The following is a 19,838-nucleotide window of genomic DNA, read 5'->3' as shown; positions in this document are numbered from 1 at the left end:
GCAGACCTGTCCGTCTGCTGGGTCGGATCCTCCGCGGCGGTGCCGGGCGGGGATCGGTGCCTTCCCGGTGCTGGAGCACCAGTGGCGTGATGAGGACGGCCTCCCTGTCACAGTGGCGGGACCGCTCCGGTTTCTCACCGGATTCTCTGTTGGGCTCGGGGGACCGGATGATCCCCATGAGCACCTGCGCGTCATTGAGTTGTGGGCCATGAGCCTACTGGTGGCTCCCGACGGCGCGGCACCGGGGTCCGGCCGATCGACGTCGGGCCGATCTGTGTGAGGACAGGCAGGGTGGGCACAGGCAGGGCGAATGGTCGACGTCGGGCCGGGCTGTTCGTGCGCCGTAGACTTCAGGCCATGGCGACTCGGACACGTTACCGATGGCTGAAGCGCGGGGTTCTCGGTGGTGTCGGGCTGGCAGCGCTGGTGCTGGCGGGCCCCTGGGCGCTGGCCGAGGGGCTCTCGGTGGGCCGGATCCACGAGACGGGCGACGTCCCGAAGGAGGACATCGCCATCGTCTTCGGGGCCGCGGTCCACTCCGACGGCACCCCCTCGGGATACCTGCAGGGACGCCTCGACCGGGCGGCCGATCTCTACGAGGCCGGTCGGGTCCGGGCCATCCTGGTCTCCGGCGACAACGGCACCGAGCACTACAACGAGCCCGACAACATGAAGGCCTATCTGGTCGGCACCCGGGGGATTCCCGCCGTCAAGGTGGTGACCGACTACGCCGGGTTCGACACCTATGACACCTGCGTGCGGGCCCGCAAGATCTTCGGGGTGCGCTCCGCGGTGCTGAGCACCCAGGACTACCACCTCACCCGGGCGGTGGCGACCTGCCGGATGACCGGGCTGGACGTCCAGGGGGTCGCCGACCATCCGCCGCGCAATCGGGTCTGGTGGTACGGCTGGAGCCGCGAGTTCGGCGCCCGTCTCAAGATGGTCTGGGACGTCGTCTCCCAGCGCACCCCCACCCTCGGCGACCGGGAGGACGGCGTCTCCAAGGCACTCGCCGTGCGCTGACCGCTGGCGTCGATCGCTGCGGGGTGATTGGCGCATGTCGATAGAAGTCGTGTCGATGGACGCCGTGTCGATCGAGGCGGGGCGTGGCACCACCGGGGAAATTCACACGTTGCGATGTGATTTTCACATGATCAATTGATGCACAAGAGTGCACGAGGCGCTGTCGGCGAGGCCCCGCCCGGCTCCTCGGCGTAGCGTTCACGGCGTCGTGCAGGTCATCGGGGACTTGACTGTGACAGCTCCCGAGACCGCACGGTTCGGGTCGCAGGCCCGATGATGTGCCCTGAGAGGGAGGCGCTCGACCACGCCGTCCCGCGGCCCGGCCGCGGACGACCGCAGATGTCCAGTGCACACCCGTCGAACACTCGCACTCTCACCCACACCAGATACACCTCTGCACGTCAACGAGGAGTGTCGCCGCGAAGGCGGTGGAAAGGGATGAGAGTCGGATGAGTGCTCGCAGTACCGGGGGATCGTGGGGATTCCTCGAACGACAGGGGATCGCCAGACACCTTCTGTGGGGGTTCATCGCGGTCATCCTGTTCCAGACCGGCAATGGCATGGAGCTGGGCTTCTACTCCCGCTTCCTGCAGGACGCCAAGGGACTGACCGCCGGACAGGTGGCCTTCATGACCGCCGCCTACGGCATCGTCATCGCGATCGCCTCCTGGTTCTCCGGGTCGCTCGCCGATGCCTGGGGATCCCGCCGGGTGATGCTGCTGGGCCTGGTCGCCTGGCTGGTCTTCGAGCTGGTCTTCCTGTGGGGCGGCGTCACCACCGGCACCTACTGGGTGATGGTGGTGGGATATGCGCTGCGCGGCTTCGGCTATCCGCTGTTCTGCTACGGCTTCCTCGCCTGGGTGACGATGGACACCCCCGATGAGCACCTCGGACGAGGGGTCGGCTGGTTCTGGTTCGCGCAGTCCCTCGGGATGGGCGCCCTGGGTGCCTACATCCCCAGCTGGTTCCTCATCCCCGCCTTCGGCGAGATGGGCACCCTGTGGATGTCCTTCGTCTTCGTGATCGCCGGCGGACTGCTGGCCATTCTCCTGGTGCGTCGTCCCAAGGAGCTCCAGACTGCTGCGGACGCTGCCGGCGCCCCCTCGGTGACCGAGACCCTCGGCGGTCTGGTGCGCGGCGTGACGATCCTCGGCGAGCACCCCAAGACCGCCATCGGCGGCGTCGTCCGAATCATCAATCAGGCCGCCTACTACGGCATTCCGGTGTTCTTCGCGCCGTGGATCGTCGGCACCGTCGGGATGAGCCAGGAGAAGTGGCTCACCGTCTGGGGCACCCTCAACCTGGCGAATGTCTTCGCCAACCTGGCCTTCGGCTACATCGGCGATGCAATCGGCCGGGTGCGCACGGTCGCCTGGTTCGGTGGTGGGGGATGCGCCGTCGCGGTCTTCCTGATGTGGTGGTTCCCCAGCCTCTGGGGCGCCAATGTGGCTGCCGAGATGGTGGCCGGGATCCTCTTCGGGATCGGCCTGGCGGCCTATGTGCCGCTGTCGGCGATCATGCCCCTGCTGGCTCCCGACCGTCGTGGCTCGGCGGTGGCCATCCTCAACCTCGGCGCCGGGCTGTCGAACTTCGTCGGACCGGCCCTGGTTCCGCTGGCCGGACCGATCGGGGTCGGCGGCCTGATGATTCTCTACGCCGTGCTGCACGTGGTCGGCGGCGGCATGACCTATCTGCTCGAGCCCTCGAAGAAGGACGGAGGCAGCGGTGCGACCGGGGCAGGGACGGGGCCGAGGTCGTCGGCGCCGGTGAGTCCCGAGCCCGTTTCCAGGTGAGTTCCGGGGCTGTGCTCGGATGAGTCCAGAGCCCGTCGTCAGGTGAGCCCGGGGTAGTCATCTCGGCGTGAAGTGAGCCCCCGTGAGTCGATCGACTCACGGGGGCTCACTGTGTGGCCACTGGCCCTTCAGACTCAGACCTCGAGGGGGTCTCCGCCGAGCCTGACCCCGGTGTCCACGGCGTCGATCCTGGCGATCTGGTCGTCGGTCAGCACGAAGTCGAAGACGTCGAAGTTCGAGGCGATCCGCTCGGGGGTCACCGACTTCGGGATGACGACGGTGCCCGCCTGCAGGTGCCACCGGATGATGACCTGAGCCGGCGTCTTGCCGACCTCCTGGGCGATCTCGACGATCACCGGGTTGGCGAGGTCCTTGGACATGCCCAGCGGGCTCCACGCCTCCGGGCGGATGTCGGCGCTCAGCAGGGACTCGCGGAAGGCCTTCTGGGAGAAGGTCGGGTGCATCTCGATCTGGTCGATGGCGGGGGTGGCGCCGTTGAGGTCGTCCAGGTGCTCCTGGTTGAAGTTGGAGACGCCGATCGACAGGGCCAGGCCCTCGGCCCGGAAGGCCTGCATGGCGTCCCACGCCTCGACGAACTGGCCCGGGTACTTCACCGCCGGCCAGTGGATGAGGTACAGGTTGACGTGGTCGAGGCCGAGCTTGGTGAGGCTGGTCTCCAGAGCCTGGCGGGCGGCGTCCTTGCGGTGGCTGCTGTTCCACAGCTTGGTGGTGATGAAGAGCTCGTCGCGCGGGACCCCGGAGGTGGCGATCGCACGGCCGACGCCCGCTTCGTTGCCGTAGATGGCGGCGGTGTCGATGTGCCGGTAGCCGGTGGCCAGAGCGGTGGAGACGGACTTCTCGGCGATGTCATCTGCGACCTGCCAGGTGCCGAACCCGAGCTGGGGAATCGTGCGACCGTCGTTGAGCGTGATGTTGGGGACTGCCATCTGGAACCTCCGTGAGTTGCTGGTGTTGTCCATCCAGATACAACACCACCACCTCCCGCAGATGTTCCACGCTGTCGGCCCGGCGTCGGTCCACCCCTTCTTCCCCACGCCCTTCCCCATTTCCTCACGCCCTTCCCCACGCCCTTCCCCACGATGCTCGCGAAGTTCGACGATGCTCGCGCTATAGCGCGAGCATCGTCGAACTTCGCGAGCATCGTGGATGTCTGGGGGTGGATGTCTGGGGGTGGACAGGGCCGGGCTGGGAGGGGGGGACGTCTCCGGGGGCCCTGTGGGAGAATGCGGATCATGTCGTCTCTGCCCTCTCAGCTGGCTGCCCGCATTGAGTCCGTCACCGGGGTCGACCCGGAACTGCGTCCGGCCACCAAGCCCCAGTTCGGTCACTTCCAGTCCAATGTGGCGCTGCGCCTGGCGAAGTCGCAGGGGCGCCCGCCGCGCGAGGTGGCCGCCGACATCGTGGCCACGCTGGACGCCGCCGACCTGGTGGAGACCCCCGAGATCGCCGGCCCCGGTTTCATCAACTTCCGGCTGCGCACCGACCTGCTGGCCCAGGCGGCCTCCGAGCTGGTCGCCGATCCGCACGCCGGGATCGCCCAGGCCACCGATCCCCAGCGGGTCGTCATCGACTACTCGGCCCCCAATGTCGCCAAGCAGATGCACGTCGGCCACCTGCGCTCGACCATCATCGGCGACTGCTTCAACCGGGTGCTCACCGCCCAGGGCCACACCGTCATCCCGCAGAACCACATCGGCGACTGGGGCACCCAGTTCGGCATGCTCGTGCAGTACATCGTCGAGCACAAGGTCGACGTCTCCGCCTTGGATCTGGCCGAGACCGAACAGCTCTACAAGGACTCCAAGAGGCTCTTCGACGCCGATCTGGACTTCGCCGACCGGGCCCGCAAGCGGGTGGTCATGCTGCAGAGCGGCGACCCCCAGACCCGGTCCATCTGGACCTCCCTCATCACGGTCTCGCTGGCCGGGTTCAACCAGACCTACGCCCGCCTCGGCGTCCTGCTCACCGACGACGACCTGGCCGGGGAGTCGATCTACAACGACGATCTGCCCCGGGTGGTCCAGGAGTTGGAGGCCGACGGGCTGGCCAAGGAGGACGACGGCGCGCTGTGCGTCTTCGTCAAGGGCGAGGACGCCCCGATGATCGTCCGCAAGAAGGACGGCGGCTACGGCTACGACGCCACCGACCTGGCCGCCATCCGCCGCCGGGTCGGCCAGCTGAAGGCCAACCGGATCATCTACGTCACCGATGTGCGCCAGCACCACCACTTCGACATGGTCTTCGCGGTGGCCCGGATGGCCGGCTTCCTGCCCGACGACGTCACGGCCGAGCACGTCGGCTACGGCATGGTGCTGGGCCCCGACGGCCACCCCTTCAAGACCCGCGACGGCGGCACGGTCTCACTGGCCAGCCTGCTCGACGAGGCCGAGGAGCACGCCGCACCGAACATCGCGCTGGCCGCCATCAAGTACGCCGACCTGTCCAACGGGCTGCAGAAGGACTACGTCTTCGACGCCGAGCGGATGGTCCAGACCACCGGCGACACCGGCCCCTACCTGCAGTACGCCCACGCCCGGGTCTCCCAGATCCTGCGCAAGGCGGCCGCCGAGGCCGATCCCCAGGTCGATCCGCAGGTCGACCTCGCCGGTCTGGACTGGGGCACCGTGACCGTTCTCGAGGAGCCCGCCGAGCAGCAGCTGGCCCTGCTGCTGTCCCGGTTCGGGGAGACCGTCGAGGTGGTCGCCCACGACCTCACCCCGCACAAACTGTGCACCTACCTCTACGACCTGGCCGGGACCTACTCCTCCTTCTACGAGAAGTGCCCGGTGCTCAAGTCCGAGGGGCAGGTGCGCTCCTCCCGGCTGGCGCTGTGCGCCGCGACCCGGCGGGTCCTCGGCAGCGGACTCAATCTGCTGGGGATCGACGCCCCCGACCGGATGTGAGATCCCTCGTCGACAGCAGGTGACCAGCGGCGGCCCGGGTGATCCCGGGCCGCCGCTCAGTTCTTGCTTGCGACTTTGGTTCTTGCTTTCGGATCAGTCCTGCCGGCCGGCGCAATCCGTCCCGTCGGCAAGCATGCCGACTCGGCCTGCTGGTTCAGTTCCTCCCGACTCAGGTTCCGCAGCTCAGTCCTGCCCGCCGGCCGCCCGGATGGCCTCCTCGGCCGCCTTCTTGGCGGTGGCCTGGTTGACCGAGTCGGGATGGTCCATCCGCCAGTTGGCCTGCCAGGCCGCCCCGATGATGCCGGCCCGGTTGAGCAGGGTGGCCGGGACGATCGGGGTCTCGAGCTTGAGGTACTTGAAGAACCGGGCATGGTCCTTGCTCACCCCGCCGCCCACCACGAACAGGTCGGGGGTGAAGAGCATCTCGACCACCTCGTAGTAGCGCTGGAGGCGCTTGGTGGCCCAGTCCTTGTAGGACATGTGCTTCTTGTCCTTGACGGAGGACGCGGCGCGCTTCTCGGCGTCGTACCCGTCGATCTCCAGATGCCCCAGCTCGGTGTTGGGCAGCAGGATCCCGTCATTGATGATCGCGGTGCCGATGCCGGTGCCCAGGGTGGTGAGGATGACGACCCCGGGGACCCCCTTGGCAGCCCCGAAGTGCACCTCGCCGAGGCCGGCGGCGTCGGCGTCGTTGACGACGGTCACCGGGCGTCCGAGCTTGTCGGAGAGGTAGTCCTCGGCGTGCAGGCCGGCCCATCCCTGGTCGAGGTTCGCGATGAAGGGGATGACGCCGTGGCGCGTGGGGGCCGGGAAGGACACCCCTACCGGGCCGTCCCCGATGGAGTCGGCGAAGTGTTCGATGATCTCCCGGATGACGGCGGCGACATTCTTGGGGGAGGACTTGTCGGGTGTGGCGATGCGCAGCCTCGGCTCCGCGATATCGCCCGCCTCCAGGTCGACGGGAGCTCCTTTGATGCCAGATCCGCCGACGTCGATGCCCAGCACTGTGCTCATGTCAGATCACACTACTGGAGCGGAGGCGTCGGCGTCTCACGAGGATCGTCCGCCGATCCCGACAGTGCGGCGGTCTCGGCGCGTCGCGCGGCCCGGCACCGGTCCATCTCGGTGAGGAGCAGCTCGCGGGTGTCGCCGGCGTCCAGATGGCGGCACGACAGCTGGACGGGTCCGGCAGGGATCTGGATACTCAGATCGGCCAGCCGAAGACGCCTCTGGAGCGGCCCCTGGTGCAGGCGGGTCGACTGCACCCGGGAGTGCGGGACCACCGCCCTGACCCGGGTGAACAGGCCGTGCCGCGCCACGATCACCCGGTCGTCGAGACCCCACTGGAAGGTCTGCCGGTCGAACCACCGCAGCCATCGGGCCCGGCGCGGAATCGGGTGCAGGTCCACCGAGTCCATCTGGAAGCCGGGCCACAGGGCGGCGACGGCCCTCGCCACCTGGTCGGCGGTGCCCATCGGCAACAGCACCTTGGCCTCCAGCACGTCCGCCTCGGCGAGGCCGCCGAGAACCGTGACCTCGACCTTGTGCAGACCGGTGAGACGCCACAGCAGCGGCTGGCTCACCGCGATTCCCTGCACCCGGTGCACCGGCACGCTGCGGGTGGTCAGGGTGGTCATGCCGTGCACCACCTTGAGTCCGCGCGCCGACTGCAGCAGGGTGAAGTGCCAGTACTTCATCAGGGTCCCGGTGACCACCCGCACCGCCGCGACGACGGCGCCGACGACCAACGGGATGCTGACGACCTGCGCATCCAGCACCATCGGGACCACGATCCCGGCCGCGGCGAGCACCACGGTCCACAGGAAGTTGCCGGAGATGAAGGTGCCCAGGATGATCTGCCGGGGGGAGACTGCGGTGATCACCGACTCGTCGGTGCGCCGGTCGGCCCACACCGATCCCGGGGCCACCGGGGCGCCGACCTCGTCGGCGGTGGAGGTGAAGAAGTCGCGGAACCGGTAGGCGTCGGCCCGTGTCAGGTACTCGATGGTGTGCGCGCTGGACCCTCCGATGTCGATCCGCAGCCTGGCCAGCCCGACCAGGCGGGCGGCGAAGGGCTGGATGACGTCGACCGACTGGATCTTGGAGCGCGCGATCCGGTCCGAGCTGTGGATGATGAACCGGCGGTCGACGCGGACCTCCTCGTCATCGATCCGGAAGGTGGTGGTGCGCCACTGGAGGAAGCCGATCACGGCCTGGACGAGGGCGACCCCCAGCACCACGGAGGCCCCCAGCAGGATGTTGCGGAGGGACGGCAGATCCTCGGTGGACTGCCAGTTGTCGAAGGCCTGCTTGACCATCCAGGCGATGACGCCGACCAGCACGATCCAGCCGCGCAGGATCGGGGTCGCCCAGTGGGGACGCTGCTCCTGAACCCGGGAACTGTGCTCCGGGGAGGTGGTCTGAATCGGGAGACGCTGCTCCGGCGAGGTGGTCTGAATCGGGAGACGCTGCTCCGGCGAGGTGGTCTGAACCGGGAGACGCTGCTCCTGTGGACCAGTCGGGGACGACATGTCGGGGCCCGGGGAGGGCTGGGCGTGACTCGGGGGGAGCGGGTCGGGAGTCGGGGACGAGGGGTTCGTGCTCACAGCCCGGCGTCCGCGGTCTCGGCGATGGCGGTGATCCGGTCTCGCAGCACGGTGGCCTCGGCGAGCGTCATCCCCGGGATGGCGGCGTTGCTGGAGGGACAGGCGGTCACCAGCTCCACCGAGGCCAGTCCGAAGTGGCGGTCGATGGGCCCGGAGTTGATGGTGACGCTCTGCATCCGGCCGTAGGGGACGATGGTGAGTCGGCGGAACCACGGCCCCGAGCGGATGCACAGATCGGTGCCGCGCTCGCACCAGCCCCAGGCGGCCACGATGGGCGTCATCCGGATCCATCGCCAGCCGGTCCACGCGATTCCGAGGACGCCGGCGGCCAGGCCGGCCCACCAGGTCCACAGCAGCCCGAGGCCGACCACCACGGCCACGGTCAGCAGTCCCCAGGTGAGGATGACGGACAGTCTCCTGACGGTCGTGTAGCGCGGCGAGACCGGTTGCCAGACCCCGCCCGGCGGGTCGAAGAGATCATCCATGGCCCTCACGCTATCGGTAGCGCCACAGCGGCCGGCCGCCCGGACCGATGGCGTCGCACCACCACAGCCGGAAGACGTCGGCGTTCCCCCGGGCTCCCGGCCCGGGTCAGCGTCTCAGACCCCCGCGACCTCCTCGCGGATGACGGCGGCCAGCCGCTCGTGGTTGGCGGTGATCTCGCCGATGAGTCCGCCCACCGACACGCAGCCGATCCCGCCGGGGTGGGCCGGGTCCTCGACGGTGATCCCGACCGCCCCGACCCCCAGCGTGACGTCCTCCTGGGAGAAGGCGTAGCCGTGGTCGCGCACCCAGGAGATGTCGGCGGCCAGCTCCTGGCGGCTCACCAGGGAGTTGTGGTTGAAGGGCCGGAAGGGGGCTCGCGACAGGTACTCCTCGCGCTCCCCGTCGTCCAGGGCGGCCAGCGCCGCACGGCCGGCCGCCCCGGCGTGCAGCGGAAGGGTGCGCCCGGGCCGCAGCACCAGGGCGTCGATGCCGGTGCCCTGGACCCACCGGATGCACACCGTCTCGTCGCCGCGGCGCACCGACAGGAAGGAGGTCATCCCGAAGGTCCGGGTGATGTTCGGCAGGATCGCGGTGATCGGCGCCCACTCCGTCATGGCCTCCCGGGCGCCGTCGGCCAGATCGGTCAGTTTGAGGGTGAGGCTGGCGGCCGACTCATCGCGGAAGGTGGCCAGACCGGCCTCCTGGAGTCCGCCCAGCAGCCGGTAGACGGTGGAGCGGGGGATTCCGGAGGCGGTGGCGATGTCGGCCGGGCTCATCTCGCCGTGCAGGGCCAGCGTCTCGACCACGGTCATCGCCTTGGCCAGGGCTCCGACGGGTTGTTCAGAGGTACTCATGGGTCTTCCTATCCCAGCTATCCCAGCACCGGGGCATGGTCCGCGTCATGGGCGATCCCCTCGTGGTGGCCGAGCCGGGCGGACACGTCGGCGGCGGCCCGGGAGACCAGGTCGGCGGGCGGGCGCACGGCGCTGGTGCGGGCGTGGGCCGGGTCCACCCCGGTCAGCGTGATGGCCCCCTCGATCTCACCGCGCCGGTTGAGCACGGGTGCGCCGATGGTGGCGACTCCCGGGGAGGTCTCCTCGAGGTCGATCGCCAGGCCGGTGCGTCGGGCCTGGTCGGCGTCGGTCCGGAACCGGTTGCGGGTCTGGGCGGTGCTGCGGCCGCTGGGCCGGGTGGCCAGCAGCTGCTCCAGGGCCGCCTCGCGTTCGGAGGCCGGCATGAAGGCGACCAGGAGCAGGGAGGCGGCGCCGATGTCCAGCGGCAGGGAGTCCCCGACGCGCAGCGAGAACTGCGCCGAGACGAGGTCGCTGACCACCTCGATGCACACCGCCCGCAGGCCCCGGCGCACATACAGCGACCAGGTTCCGGCGGTGCTGGAGCGCAGCGGCCACAGCACGTCGCGGCTGATCCGCTGGATGTCCAGCCGGCTCTCGACCAGCCCGCCCAGGGTCACGATCTTGGAGCCGATCCGGTAGCGGCCGCGCTGGGTGCCGTGCTCCACCCAGCCGGCCTCGCACAGATTGGCGACGAGCCGGTAGACCGAGCTCACCGGCTCCCCGATGCTCTCGGCGATCTGGGGGACGCCGGCCTGCCCCAGCGCACGCAGCGTGTCGAGCACGGCGTTCGCCTTCGAGACGATCTCCACGCCATTGCCGAGCTGGGCTGTCGTCATGGTCATAACACCTATCACAGGAAGAACTGCGCCAGCGGCGCGTCGCGTCGCTGGCGCAGTTCCCGGTCTCGTCGGGCGGGGTGTCGCTCAGTGGAGCGGCAGCCGGGGATCGATCGGCTGGCCGGTCAGGGAGTCGTTGACCCAGGCGTCGTGCGGATCGACGGTGACATTCCACTCGCGTGCGCCGGGTCCGGCCATCACATTGAGGTAGTACAGGTCGTATCCCGGGGCGGCCATCGAGGGGCCGTGCCATCCGTAGGGGATGAAGATGCAGTCCCCGGAGCGGACCTCGTCGCAGATCTCGATCGGACGGTTCTGGTCGGCGGTGGACACCCGCTGGACGGCGAACGGGTCGGTGTCGGCGGGAGCTCCCTCGGTGGACCGGACCTCGTAGTAGTAGATCTCCTCGAGGGCGTTCTCGGTGTCGGTGATCTCGTCATGCTTGTGCGGCGGGTAGGACGACCAGTTGCCTCCGGGGGTGATCACCTCGCAGACGATGACCTTGTCGGCCTCGGCCTGGCCCACGGTCCCGAAGTTGTGGATCTCGCGGGAGGTGGGTCCGTTGCCGCGCAGCTCGACCGGGACGTCCTCGGCCTTGGTGACCTTGGTGGGGTAGGCGACGGTTGCCGGGGCGCTGGCCACGGCCACCCTGCCGTCCCCCTCCGAGATGATGGTCACCTCGTGGTCGATGCCGACGTAGATGACGTCGGTCGGTCCGGCGAAGGCGCTGGGGCGTCCGCGCAGCTGGTGGCGCTCGCCGTCGACCACCACGGAGAAGGCGCCGTGGATCGGGACGATGAAGCGCTCCTCCTTGCCCTTGGGAAGGGTCAGCTCCTGGTCGGCGGTGGTGTCGGCCGCCTTGATTCCGGTGTGCTTCCAGCCCTCGAGCTCGGTCGTGGAGCCCTCGGCGCCGACCGACAGTCCCCACTTCCCCTCGGGTGCGTCCTGCCACCGGTATAGCCACTGTGTCATGTCAGTTCCTCCTGGACGTGGGTGTGATGACGGCCGGTCACTTGGCCTGACGGATCTCGTCGACCGTGACCGGGCGGTGCTCCTTGCGGGACAGGTCCATGGCGTCGCAGACGTAGAGGGCCTCCAGGGCGTCGTTGACGGTGGCCACCGAGGGGCTGCCGTCCTTCATCGCCTGGACGAAGTGGCCGATCTCCTTCTTGTAGGCCGGGATGAAGCGCGGGTAGAAGGCCTGGAAGCGGTCCCCGGCCTGCTCGAAGGTGAACCCGGGCTCGGCCGAGGTGATCGGCATGTAGGTGTCGAAGCCGACGGAGATGGTGTCCTTGGTGCCGAACAGCTCGAGGCGGATGTCGTACCCGGCGCCGTTGTTGCGGGTGGTCTGGAAGGTCACGATCGAGTCGTCGGCCAGGGTCCAGACGCCGCCTCCCTCATCGATGTCGTCCCACCGGGCGAAGTAGTCCGCGCCGCGGCTGAAGCCGACCTCGTAGACCTCCTCGATGCGCTGGCCGGTCACCCAGCGGGTGATGTCGGCGTCGTGGATGAGGCAGTCCTTGTTGATGCCGCCGGAGAACTTGATGAAGCTCTCGGGCGGTGCGGGGGTGTCGCCCATGGTGACGTTGCCGCGGCGCAGCTCGCCGATGGCGCCCTCGGCGAGGAGCTTGCGGGCGTTGGCGTAGCCGTCGTTGAACCGGCGCATGAAGCCGACCTGGACGAGCACGTCGGAGTCGTTGACGACGTCGACGACCTCACGGGTGGTGGGCACGTCTAGGGCGATCGGCTTCTCGGTGAAGGTCGGGATCTTCTTGGCGACGGCCTTCTTGATGAGCTCGGCGTGGGTGCTGGTGGGGGTGGTGATGACCAGGCCGTCGACCTTGTCGAAGATCTCGTCGGGGCTGACGGCGGTGGCGCCGAGCTCCTGGGCGATCTTCTGGGCGGACTCCGGGACGGCGTCGGCGACCAGGATGCCGCCGATGCCGGACAGGGTCGAGATGGTGCGGGCGTGGTCGGCGCCGATGCGCCCGGTGCCCAGGATGCCGAGGATGGGATCAGATGTGGACATGAGTGCTCCTGATGGTTCGTGTGGCGGGTGAGAGGAAGGGGGTGCGCCGGGGTCAGTGCAGGGTGTGGAGGAAGTCGAGGGACTTCTTGACGTCGGCGACGGCGGCGGGAAGGTCGTCCCCGCTGGAGAGGATGGCGTCCTGCTCCATGACGTACCAGCCTGTGTAGCCGGCCTTCTCGAGGGTGTCGATCATCTCGGCGATCTGGGCGTCGCCCTCGCCGAGCGGGCAGAAGATGCCCTGGGAGAGGGAGTCCATGTAGGACAGCTCCCCGCTCTGGACCTTGGCGGCCACCTCGTTGTGGACGTCCTTGAGGTGGACGAAGGTCACCCGGTCGGCGTGCTTCCTCGCCAGATCCAGCGGCTTGATGCCGGCGATGGTGGCGTGGCCGGTGTCCAGGCACAGGCCGATGTCGGAGCGCTCGAGGAGCTTGTCGATCTCGTCGGCGGTCTGGATCATGGTGCCCATGTGGTGGTGCAGGGTCGGCACGATGTGGTGCTTGCGGGCAGCTGCGCAGATCCGGTCCAGGTTGGTGAACAGGGTGTCCCAGCCCTTCTCGTCGAGCACCGGGCGGTCGTCGTAGCCCTTGCCGCCGGAGATGGCGGCGCAGATGATGGTGGAGGCGCCGGCCTTCTCGTAGACGTCGAGGATGTGCTCGACCTCGGGGAGGGGGTCGTAGTCCTCCTTGAAGAGCATGATCGGGACGAAGCAGCCCAGGCCCTCCAGGCCGTAGGAGTCGAGCATCGCCTTGCGCTCGTCGCCGTCGTCGGGAAGGTACCCCTCGGGGCCGAACTCGGTGGCCTTGAGGCCGAGGTCCTTGACCGACTGGAGGTACTGCGCGGCCGGCACGGTCCACCCGGACGCTCCGTTGGCCTCCCAGACACCCCAGGAGATGGGTGCGGCAGCGATCCTGCTTGCCAGATCTGACATGTGTCTCGTCTCCTTCGACGATTGGTATGAACGGGCGCGCGGCCACGCCGAGGCGGGCGGGTCGGCTGTGCCCCACCGTTCCATGAACAACGGACACGTTACTGTCCATCGGCCAGAGTGTCTAGTAGGCGAGAATCAGCTAGTCACGGCATGACTGGATCTGACTTTCTGAGGGGTGGCGGGTGTGCGTTCAGGGAGTCCTCCCGGGCCGCTCGAGGCGCCCGGAAGGCGTGCTTGGGGATGGCTGGGGACCGGCTGGAGAGCGGGATGGGCGGCCGACGTCATGTGGATCGTGTCCACTCCCCGCCGGCTCCTCGTCGACCGTCCCCGGGATGCGGGAGGGAGGCTGACGTGCGAGCCCCGGAGAGGACAGCACGTCCGTTGTGTGAGATAGTCCTCCCGGGGACGGGCTGCCGTTGGGTGCGCCGGTCTCCGTGAACTCATGCAGGTCTGACTCATGCAGGGGCGCGATGCGGCGCCCCGCGTCCGTGGGTTCGGCGATGCCGCCGGACTCTCGCTGAAGGGAGGGATCAACAACGACCGTTCACTGGTACGGACCCGGCGCTGCCCGGGGCAGGCCTCAGCCGATATGACGTGACATCGACTCACGACGGCCGACCGGAGTCACCGCGCAATGGCTGCGCGCAGCATTCCGGGAATTCGATGGCCTGAAGTGTGGTGGAGAAGTACTGCTGTCCTCGCGCCAGTCGCAACGATGCGATATTCCGCGATCTCAATGCTCAGCATTTCTATGACGCTGACCGAATGCGTTCGGCGTCGTCCTACATCCTCTCCGAATGAAGAAATCGGATATCATGACAAACACTCTTGATTCAGTTCACAAGTCCGAGGGAAGAACTCCCCCTCCGACTCCTGATGAGGTCAGGGACCTCGTCGAGAAGACGCCGCGATCGGGCCGGCGGGTGCCGGTCGCGCTGCTGGCCTTCGTGGCCACCCTGGGATCGCTGCTGTTCGGGTATGACACAGGTGTCATCTCCGGAGCCCTGCCCTACATGCTGATGCCCGACGCCGCCGGCGGCATGCACCTCAGCTCGGTCCAGGAGGGCCTGGTCACCGGCCTGCTGTCCCTGGGCGCCATGGTCGGCGCCATGTTCGGAGGCCGGCTGTCCGACCGGTACGGCCGTCGGCACAACATCATCCTGCTGGCGATCATCTTCACCTTCTCCACCCTGGGATGCGTCTTCGCCCCCAACGTGGGCATCCTCTTCCTGTTCCGCTTCCTGCTCGGCTGCGCGGTCGGCGGGGCCTCGGCGACGGTGCCGGTCTACCTTGCCGAGACCGCTCCCCAGCACCTGCGCGGACCGCTGGTCGCCGTCGACCAGTTCCTCATCGTCACCGGCCAGCTGGTCGCCTACAGCATGAATGCCGTGCTGGCCCACTACGCCGGCGGACCCTCCGCGGTGGTCGACCACGACCCGACCGGGAAGTTCCCGCACGGTTCCACCCAGTCCTGGGACACCCTGCAGAGCATCGCCAACCTCACCGTGATGTCGGGCAACGGCCAGACCTGGCGGCACATGCTGGTGCTCGCCACGATCCCCGCGGTGCTGTTGTGGATCTTCATGCACTTCATGCCGGAGTCCTCCCGCTGGTACGCCGCCCGGTCGCGCTACTACGAGGCCATCGGCGCCCTCAAGCGGGTCCGCAAGGACGACGATCCCACCGTCACCCAGGAGATCGACGGCATGGTGGACCTCCACCGCGTCGAGGCCGAGGACGAGCAGTGGAGTCTGAGAACCGTCATGAGGACGCCGTGGACCAGGCGACTGCTGATCATCGGGTCGGCGGTCGGTGTGCTGGACCAGCTCACCGGCATCAACACGGCGATGTACTACCTGCCGATCATTCTCACCGCGGCCGGATTCTCCTCGGCCAGCGCGATCACCCTCAATGTGGTGACCGGAATCTTCTCCTTCATCGGATCGGCATTCGGCTTCCTCTTCGTGGGCAAGCTGATGCGTCGCCATGTCGGCATGTACCAGACCTCCGGTGTAGCCGTCTGCCTGCTCTCGCTGGCCGGCGTCTTCTTCTTCGGGATCAACAAGTACGCCGGTGCCGACGGGGCGATCTCCGGTTCGATTCCCGCGGTGCTCCCGTGGGCGGTGCTGATCATCATCTCGGTGTTCCTGTTCATCAAGCAGAGCGGCACGATCCAGTGGATCTACGTCTCGGAGATCTTCCCGGCGAAGATCCGCGGCGTCGCCCAGGGATTTGCGGTGGGCATCCAGTGGCTCGGCAACTTCGTCATCGCCTTCACCTTCCCGATCCTGATGGATCACATCGGCGGTGGCTGGACCTACCTCATTCTGGGAATCATCAACATCGGCAGCCTGATCTTCTACATCAAGATCGTTCCCGAGACGAAGACCCGTACTCTGGAGGAGCTTGAGGAGAGGTTCCGCAACAAGTACGGCGCCGGGGACGCCACCGCGCAGAGCGTCACCGCCGGACACGAGAAGTGATGCAGGGGTCATCGACGACCCGCAGCGCGAGCAAGGAGGCGGGTCGCCATGACCAATGAGACTGCGGGTGGCCCACGGATGTGGGCCACCTGCTGGACCTCGGCGGGGCCGGCCAGCCCGGCCCTGGCCGATCCGAGGTCCCCGGTGAACTTCCGCGCCAGGGTCGAGACGGCCGCCCGGATCGGCTATGTCGGGCTCGGTTTCATCCACGACGACCTGGTGGTCGCCGAGGAGAGATACGGCCTGCCGACGATGAAGCAGATGCTCGACGACAACGGGCTGGCCTGCGAGATCGAGATGCTCAGCGGATGGTGGGCCACCGGCCGACAGCGCGAGCTGTCGGACCGGACCCGTCTGGACATGCTGAGGATGGCCGAGACGCTGCATCCCCGCGAGCTGAAGATCGGTCCCGACGAGGACGATCTGCCCTTCGAGATGGCGCACTGGCAGGAGGAGTTCGCTGCGCTGTGCGGCCAGGCCGCCGACGTCGGCACCAGGGTCGGGATCGAGTTCCTTCCCTGGACCAACATCAAGGACCTGGCCACCGCCCGCGAGCTCGTCGAGGGTGCGGGCCATCCCGGAGGGGGTCTGGTCGTCGACGTCTGGCACACCGAACGGTTCGGGACGCCGGCCTCCGATCTCGCCGAGATCCCGGCAGAGCGGATCATCGCCGTGGAGTTGTCGGATGCCGCCGCCGGCATCGAGGGCGATCTGGTTCACGACACCCAGTGCAACAGGCGGTTCTGCGGGGAGGGGTCGTTCGACCTCACCGGTGATGTGCAGGCCCTGCACCGGGCCGGGTGGCGCGGCCCCTGGGGAGTCGAGATCCTCTCGGACAGGTACCGCGAGATGCCCGTCCAGACAGGGATGATGAGGGCCTTCCGCACCGCCCAGCTGGTGGTGGCGTCAGCCCTCGGCTGAGGGATCCCTCAGCCCGGACGGCCCAGAACCGACTCGGACAACCAGAGCGCGTCCGGACAACCCCAGGGTTGTCCGGACGCGCTCTGTGCGTGCGGTCTCAGCTGTAGATGGCCGGCTTGGCCATCAGGTCCAGAGGCTGCTCGGCCCCCGAACCCATCGCCTCGGCGGCGGCCTCGCAGATGGCCTGGGCGGCGTACCCGTCCCAGGCGCTGGGGCCGTCCTGCTCGCCGGCGATCACCGAGTCGATCCAGCTCTGGATCTCGATGTTGTAGGCGTCCTTGAACCGGTCGAGCCAGTCGGTGCCGATCTCATGACGCACACCGGAGGCGTCCCGGATGGTGGGGGCGAGTTGGTCGGGCAGGGCGACGTCGCCGTCCTCGCAGAGCACCGAGCACCGGATGTCATAGGCATAGCGTCCGAAGCACACCGCCTCGACGTTGATCCGGACTCCCGACTCGGTCCACAGCACCGCGGTGAGCGGGTCGATGAGCCCCTCGGGGGCCTTCGAGGTGGACCGCGAACGGTCGACGCGCACCCGGGTGATCTCCTCTCCGAAGAGCCAGCGGGAGATGTCGAACTCGTGGACCATCACCTGAGTGATGATCTGGTGGGACTCGAACCTCTCCCCCTGAGAGGGGTTGCGGTGCATGCAGTAGGCGAGCAGCGGGTCGCCGATCCTCCCGGAGTCCAGCACCTGCTTCATCTGCTGGTAGCCGGTGTCGTAGCGGCGCATGAAACCGATCTGGAGCAGTCGGCGTCCGGCCTTCTCCTCGGCCTCGATGATCCGCCGGCAGCCTTCGACCGAGGGGGTCAGCGGCTTCTCGCAGAAGACCATCTTGCCGGCCGCGATGGCCGCCAGGGCGGCGGCCTCGTGCTCACCGTCCCAGGCGGCGACCAGGATGCCGTCGACATCGGGACGGGCGCACATCTCGGTGATGCTCTCCGCCACGGCGTCATCGGGCAGGTCCAGTCCGGGGGCCGCCTTGTGGGCGAACTCCGGGGCGGGGTCGCCGATCGCCACGACCCGTGCGCCGCGCAGCGAGTCGTTGATCCGGCGGACATGGGCCTGGCCCATCTTGCCGACACCGAAGACGCCGATTCCTACAGTTCTTTTCATGTGAGAGTTCCTCCTTGAACGGATGATTGATCGAGAGTCGAAGATGCGGGATGACTGGGTCCGACCGGTGGTCAGATCGCCTTGACGCGTGGGTAGTCGGGGCGCCAGATGGCGTCGTAGATGGCCTGGACCGGGTTGTCCAGCGGTGCGGTGGCCAGTCCTTCCTTCTGGGCGGCCAGCGCGACGGCGAGACCGACCTGGGCCGACAGCGGCAGCAGACCGGAGATCTCGGGCAGCAGGGAGGCCCCGGCGGGTCGGGGGTCGACGCTGCGGGCCACCGTGCGGACCGCAGCGGTGATCATCGAGTCCGAGATCCGGGTGGCTCTGGCGGCGGTGACCCCCAGTCCGATCCCGGGGAAGACCAGGGCGTTGTTGGCCTGGGCGATCCGGTAGCTCACCCCGTTGTAGCGAACCGGCGGGAAGGGCGAGCCGGTGGCCACCAGGGCGCGTCCCGACGTCCAGGAGATGAGGTCGGCGGGGGAGGCCTCGGCCCGGTCGGTCGGGTTCGACAGCGGCATGATGATCGGCCGCTGGCAGGACTGCGCCATGTCTCGGACGATCTGCTCGGTGAAGGCGCCGGGCTGCGCCGAGCAGCCGATGAGGATGGTGGGGTGGACATTGCGCACCACATCGGCCAACTCGTAGTGCCCCGGCAGGTCGAGGGTCCAGCCGGCCAGCTCGGCCGCCGAACGGGCGAAGGGCTGCTGGAAGTCGCGAACCGCGATCCCCTCGCGCAGCAGTCCTCGCGATCCCAGCCCCCAGACCCGCGACCGGGCGGTCTCGGGGTCGACGCCGTCCTGGCACATCATCTGGACCAGCAGCCGGGCGATGCCGATGCCGGCGGTGCCGGCCCCGTGGATGACGATCCGCTGGTCGGCCAGGGGGGTTCCCGAGACCTGGACGGCGCTCATCACCGCGGCCGCGACCACGGCCGCGGTGCCCTGGATGTCGTCGTTGAAGGTGCAGTAGTCGTCACGGTACTTGTTGAGGATCCTGGTCGCGTTGGAGGCGCCGAAGTCCTCCCAGTGGAGCATCGCATGGGGGAACAACCGGTGTGCGGTGGTGACGTAGCGGTCGATGAAGGCGTCGTAGCGCTCACCGCGGACCCGGGCGTGGCGGACCCCGAGGTAGACCTCGTCGTTGAGCAGATCGAGGTTGTCGGTCCCGGTGTCCAGGACGACGGGCAGCACCCGGTGCGGGTGGATCCCGGCGGCGGCGGTGTAGACGGCCAGCTTGCCGATCGTGATCGCGACGCCGCCCACCCCCTGGTCCCCGATCCCGAGGATCCCCTCGGAGTCGGTCGCCACGATGAGATCGACCTCGTCGGGTCCGTGACCCATCGACAGCAGCGCGTCCTCGATGCCCTCGGGGTCGTCGATCGACAGGTAGACCCCGCGCGGCCGGTGGTACCAGTGGGAGTACTCCTGGATCGCCTGGCCGATGGTCGGGGTGTAGACGATCGGCAGCATCTCCTCGATGTGCTCGGACAGCAGGCGGTAGTAGAGCACCTCATTGCGGTCGTGCAGGGTGTTGAGGAAGAGGTACTTGTCCAGTGGGGAGCGTTGCGCCCGGTACTGGACGTAGACCCGCTTGAGCTGGTCCTCCATGGTGGTGACGCCCGAGGGCAGCAGTCCCTTCAGACCCAGGGCCTTTCGCTCCTGGGCGCTGAAGGCGGTGCCCCGGTTGATGACGGCGTTGGCCAGGACCTCCGAGCCTCGGGCGGCGATGCGAAGGACCTCCCCGTGGCCGTCAAAGCCGAACTCGAAATCGTGGTGGAGCTGGGTGGACGTCATCGTGGATCAGGTCTCCAAGGGTGTGCGGGGTGAGGTGGGTGGTGG

16 protein-coding genes and 1 riboswitch are annotated in these 19,838 nt (G+C 68.2%); of the genes, 5 read left to right on the top strand and 11 right to left on the bottom strand.

Going from position 1 to position 19,838, the window contains the following annotated elements; all coding sequences use genetic code 11:
- Window positions 1-13: 13 nt before the first annotated feature.
- Window positions 14-145, bottom strand: a riboswitch (cobalamin riboswitch).
- Between the two features lie 212 nt (window positions 146-357).
- Window positions 358-1,023 (top strand): SanA/YdcF family protein, encoded by a 666-nt coding sequence (locus tag FEZ32_RS02565; RefSeq protein ID WP_138679820.1) that lies wholly within the window; start codon window positions 358-360, stop codon window positions 1,021-1,023.
- Window positions 1,024-1,472: 449 nt separating this feature from the next.
- Window positions 1,473-2,816 carry an MFS transporter gene (locus FEZ32_RS02560; RefSeq protein WP_036981838.1) on the top strand — a complete coding sequence of 448 codons (1,344 nt, stop codon included), beginning with the start codon at window positions 1,473-1,475 and terminating at the stop codon, window positions 2,814-2,816.
- Window positions 2,817-2,950: 134 nt separating this feature from the next.
- Here FEZ32_RS02560 and FEZ32_RS02555 read toward each other — a convergent pair whose 3' ends face one another.
- Window positions 2,951-3,763 carry an aldo/keto reductase gene (locus tag FEZ32_RS02555; RefSeq protein ID WP_138679819.1) on the bottom strand — a complete coding sequence of 271 codons (813 nt, stop codon included), beginning with the start codon at window positions 3,761-3,763 and terminating at the stop codon, window positions 2,951-2,953.
- 306 nt (window positions 3,764-4,069) lie between these two features.
- Between FEZ32_RS02555 and argS the strand changes: the two genes are divergently transcribed.
- Window positions 4,070-5,740, top strand: a complete 1,671-nt coding sequence (gene argS / locus FEZ32_RS02550; RefSeq protein ID WP_028703359.1) for an arginine--tRNA ligase — start codon at window positions 4,070-4,072, stop codon at window positions 5,738-5,740.
- A gap of 183 nt (window positions 5,741-5,923) precedes the next feature.
- Here argS and ppgK read toward each other — a convergent pair whose 3' ends face one another.
- The 8 genes from ppgK to FEZ32_RS02510 all read right to left on the bottom strand — a co-directional run bounded on the left by ppgK (window position 5,924) and on the right by FEZ32_RS02510 (window position 13,479).
- Window positions 5,924-6,754 carry a polyphosphate--glucose phosphotransferase gene (gene ppgK, locus FEZ32_RS02545; protein ID WP_028703360.1) on the bottom strand — a complete coding sequence of 277 codons (831 nt, stop codon included), beginning with the start codon at window positions 6,752-6,754 and terminating at the stop codon, window positions 5,924-5,926.
- A gap of 11 nt (window positions 6,755-6,765) precedes the next feature.
- Complete coding sequence (locus FEZ32_RS02540; RefSeq protein ID WP_138679818.1) at window positions 6,766-8,271, bottom strand: PH domain-containing protein; 1,506 nt, start codon at window positions 8,269-8,271, stop codon at window positions 6,766-6,768.
- A gap of 71 nt (window positions 8,272-8,342) precedes the next feature.
- A complete protein-coding gene (locus tag FEZ32_RS02535; protein ID WP_028703361.1) occupies window positions 8,343-8,831 on the bottom strand; it encodes a PH domain-containing protein in 489 nt (162 codons plus the stop codon).
- Window positions 8,832-8,945: 114 nt separating this feature from the next.
- Complete coding sequence (locus tag FEZ32_RS02530) at window positions 8,946-9,686, bottom strand: IclR family transcriptional regulator (protein ID WP_036981840.1); 741 nt, start codon at window positions 9,684-9,686, stop codon at window positions 8,946-8,948.
- A gap of 17 nt (window positions 9,687-9,703) precedes the next feature.
- Window positions 9,704-10,522 (bottom strand): IclR family transcriptional regulator, encoded by an 819-nt coding sequence (locus FEZ32_RS02525; protein WP_161971957.1) that lies wholly within the window; start codon window positions 10,520-10,522, stop codon window positions 9,704-9,706.
- An 87-nt stretch (window positions 10,523-10,609) separates the two neighbouring features.
- Window positions 10,610-11,494, bottom strand: coding sequence for a 5-deoxy-glucuronate isomerase (iolB, locus tag FEZ32_RS02520; RefSeq protein ID WP_028703363.1), 885 nt, complete (start codon window positions 11,492-11,494; stop codon window positions 10,610-10,612).
- 37 nt (window positions 11,495-11,531) lie between these two features.
- Complete coding sequence (locus FEZ32_RS02515) at window positions 11,532-12,551, bottom strand: Gfo/Idh/MocA family oxidoreductase (RefSeq protein ID WP_138679817.1); 1,020 nt, start codon at window positions 12,549-12,551, stop codon at window positions 11,532-11,534.
- A gap of 52 nt (window positions 12,552-12,603) precedes the next feature.
- Window positions 12,604-13,479, bottom strand: coding sequence for a sugar phosphate isomerase/epimerase family protein (locus FEZ32_RS02510; protein WP_028703365.1), 876 nt, complete (start codon window positions 13,477-13,479; stop codon window positions 12,604-12,606).
- 815 nt (window positions 13,480-14,294) lie between these two features.
- On the opposite strand from FEZ32_RS02510, the gene FEZ32_RS02505 reads away from it, so the two are divergent.
- Together FEZ32_RS02505 and FEZ32_RS02500 are read left to right on the top strand one after the other, a co-directional pair.
- On the top strand, window positions 14,295-15,962 hold the full coding sequence (locus tag FEZ32_RS02505) for an MFS transporter (RefSeq protein WP_138679815.1): 1,668 nt from the start codon (window positions 14,295-14,297) through the stop codon (window positions 15,960-15,962).
- 48 nt (window positions 15,963-16,010) lie between these two features.
- A complete protein-coding gene (locus FEZ32_RS02500; RefSeq protein WP_201270080.1) occupies window positions 16,011-16,883 on the top strand; it encodes a sugar phosphate isomerase/epimerase family protein in 873 nt (290 codons plus the stop codon).
- 97 nt (window positions 16,884-16,980) lie between these two features.
- Here FEZ32_RS02500 and FEZ32_RS02495 read toward each other — a convergent pair whose 3' ends face one another.
- Window positions 16,981-18,000: a Gfo/Idh/MocA family oxidoreductase gene (locus FEZ32_RS02495; protein ID WP_097799399.1), complete on the bottom strand. Its 1,020-nt coding sequence runs from the start codon at window positions 17,998-18,000 to the stop codon at window positions 16,981-16,983.
- A 71-nt stretch (window positions 18,001-18,071) separates the two neighbouring features.
- Window positions 18,072-19,793: an NAD-dependent malic enzyme gene (locus FEZ32_RS02490; RefSeq protein WP_138679814.1), complete on the bottom strand. Its 1,722-nt coding sequence runs from the start codon at window positions 19,791-19,793 to the stop codon at window positions 18,072-18,074.
- Window positions 19,794-19,838: the final 45 nt, after the last annotated feature.

The organism is Acidipropionibacterium jensenii (genome assembly GCF_005890135.1).
GTDB lineage: Bacteria > Actinomycetota > Actinomycetes > Propionibacteriales > Propionibacteriaceae > Acidipropionibacterium > Acidipropionibacterium jensenii.
This window is presented reverse-complemented; position numbering and strand designations above follow the sequence as displayed.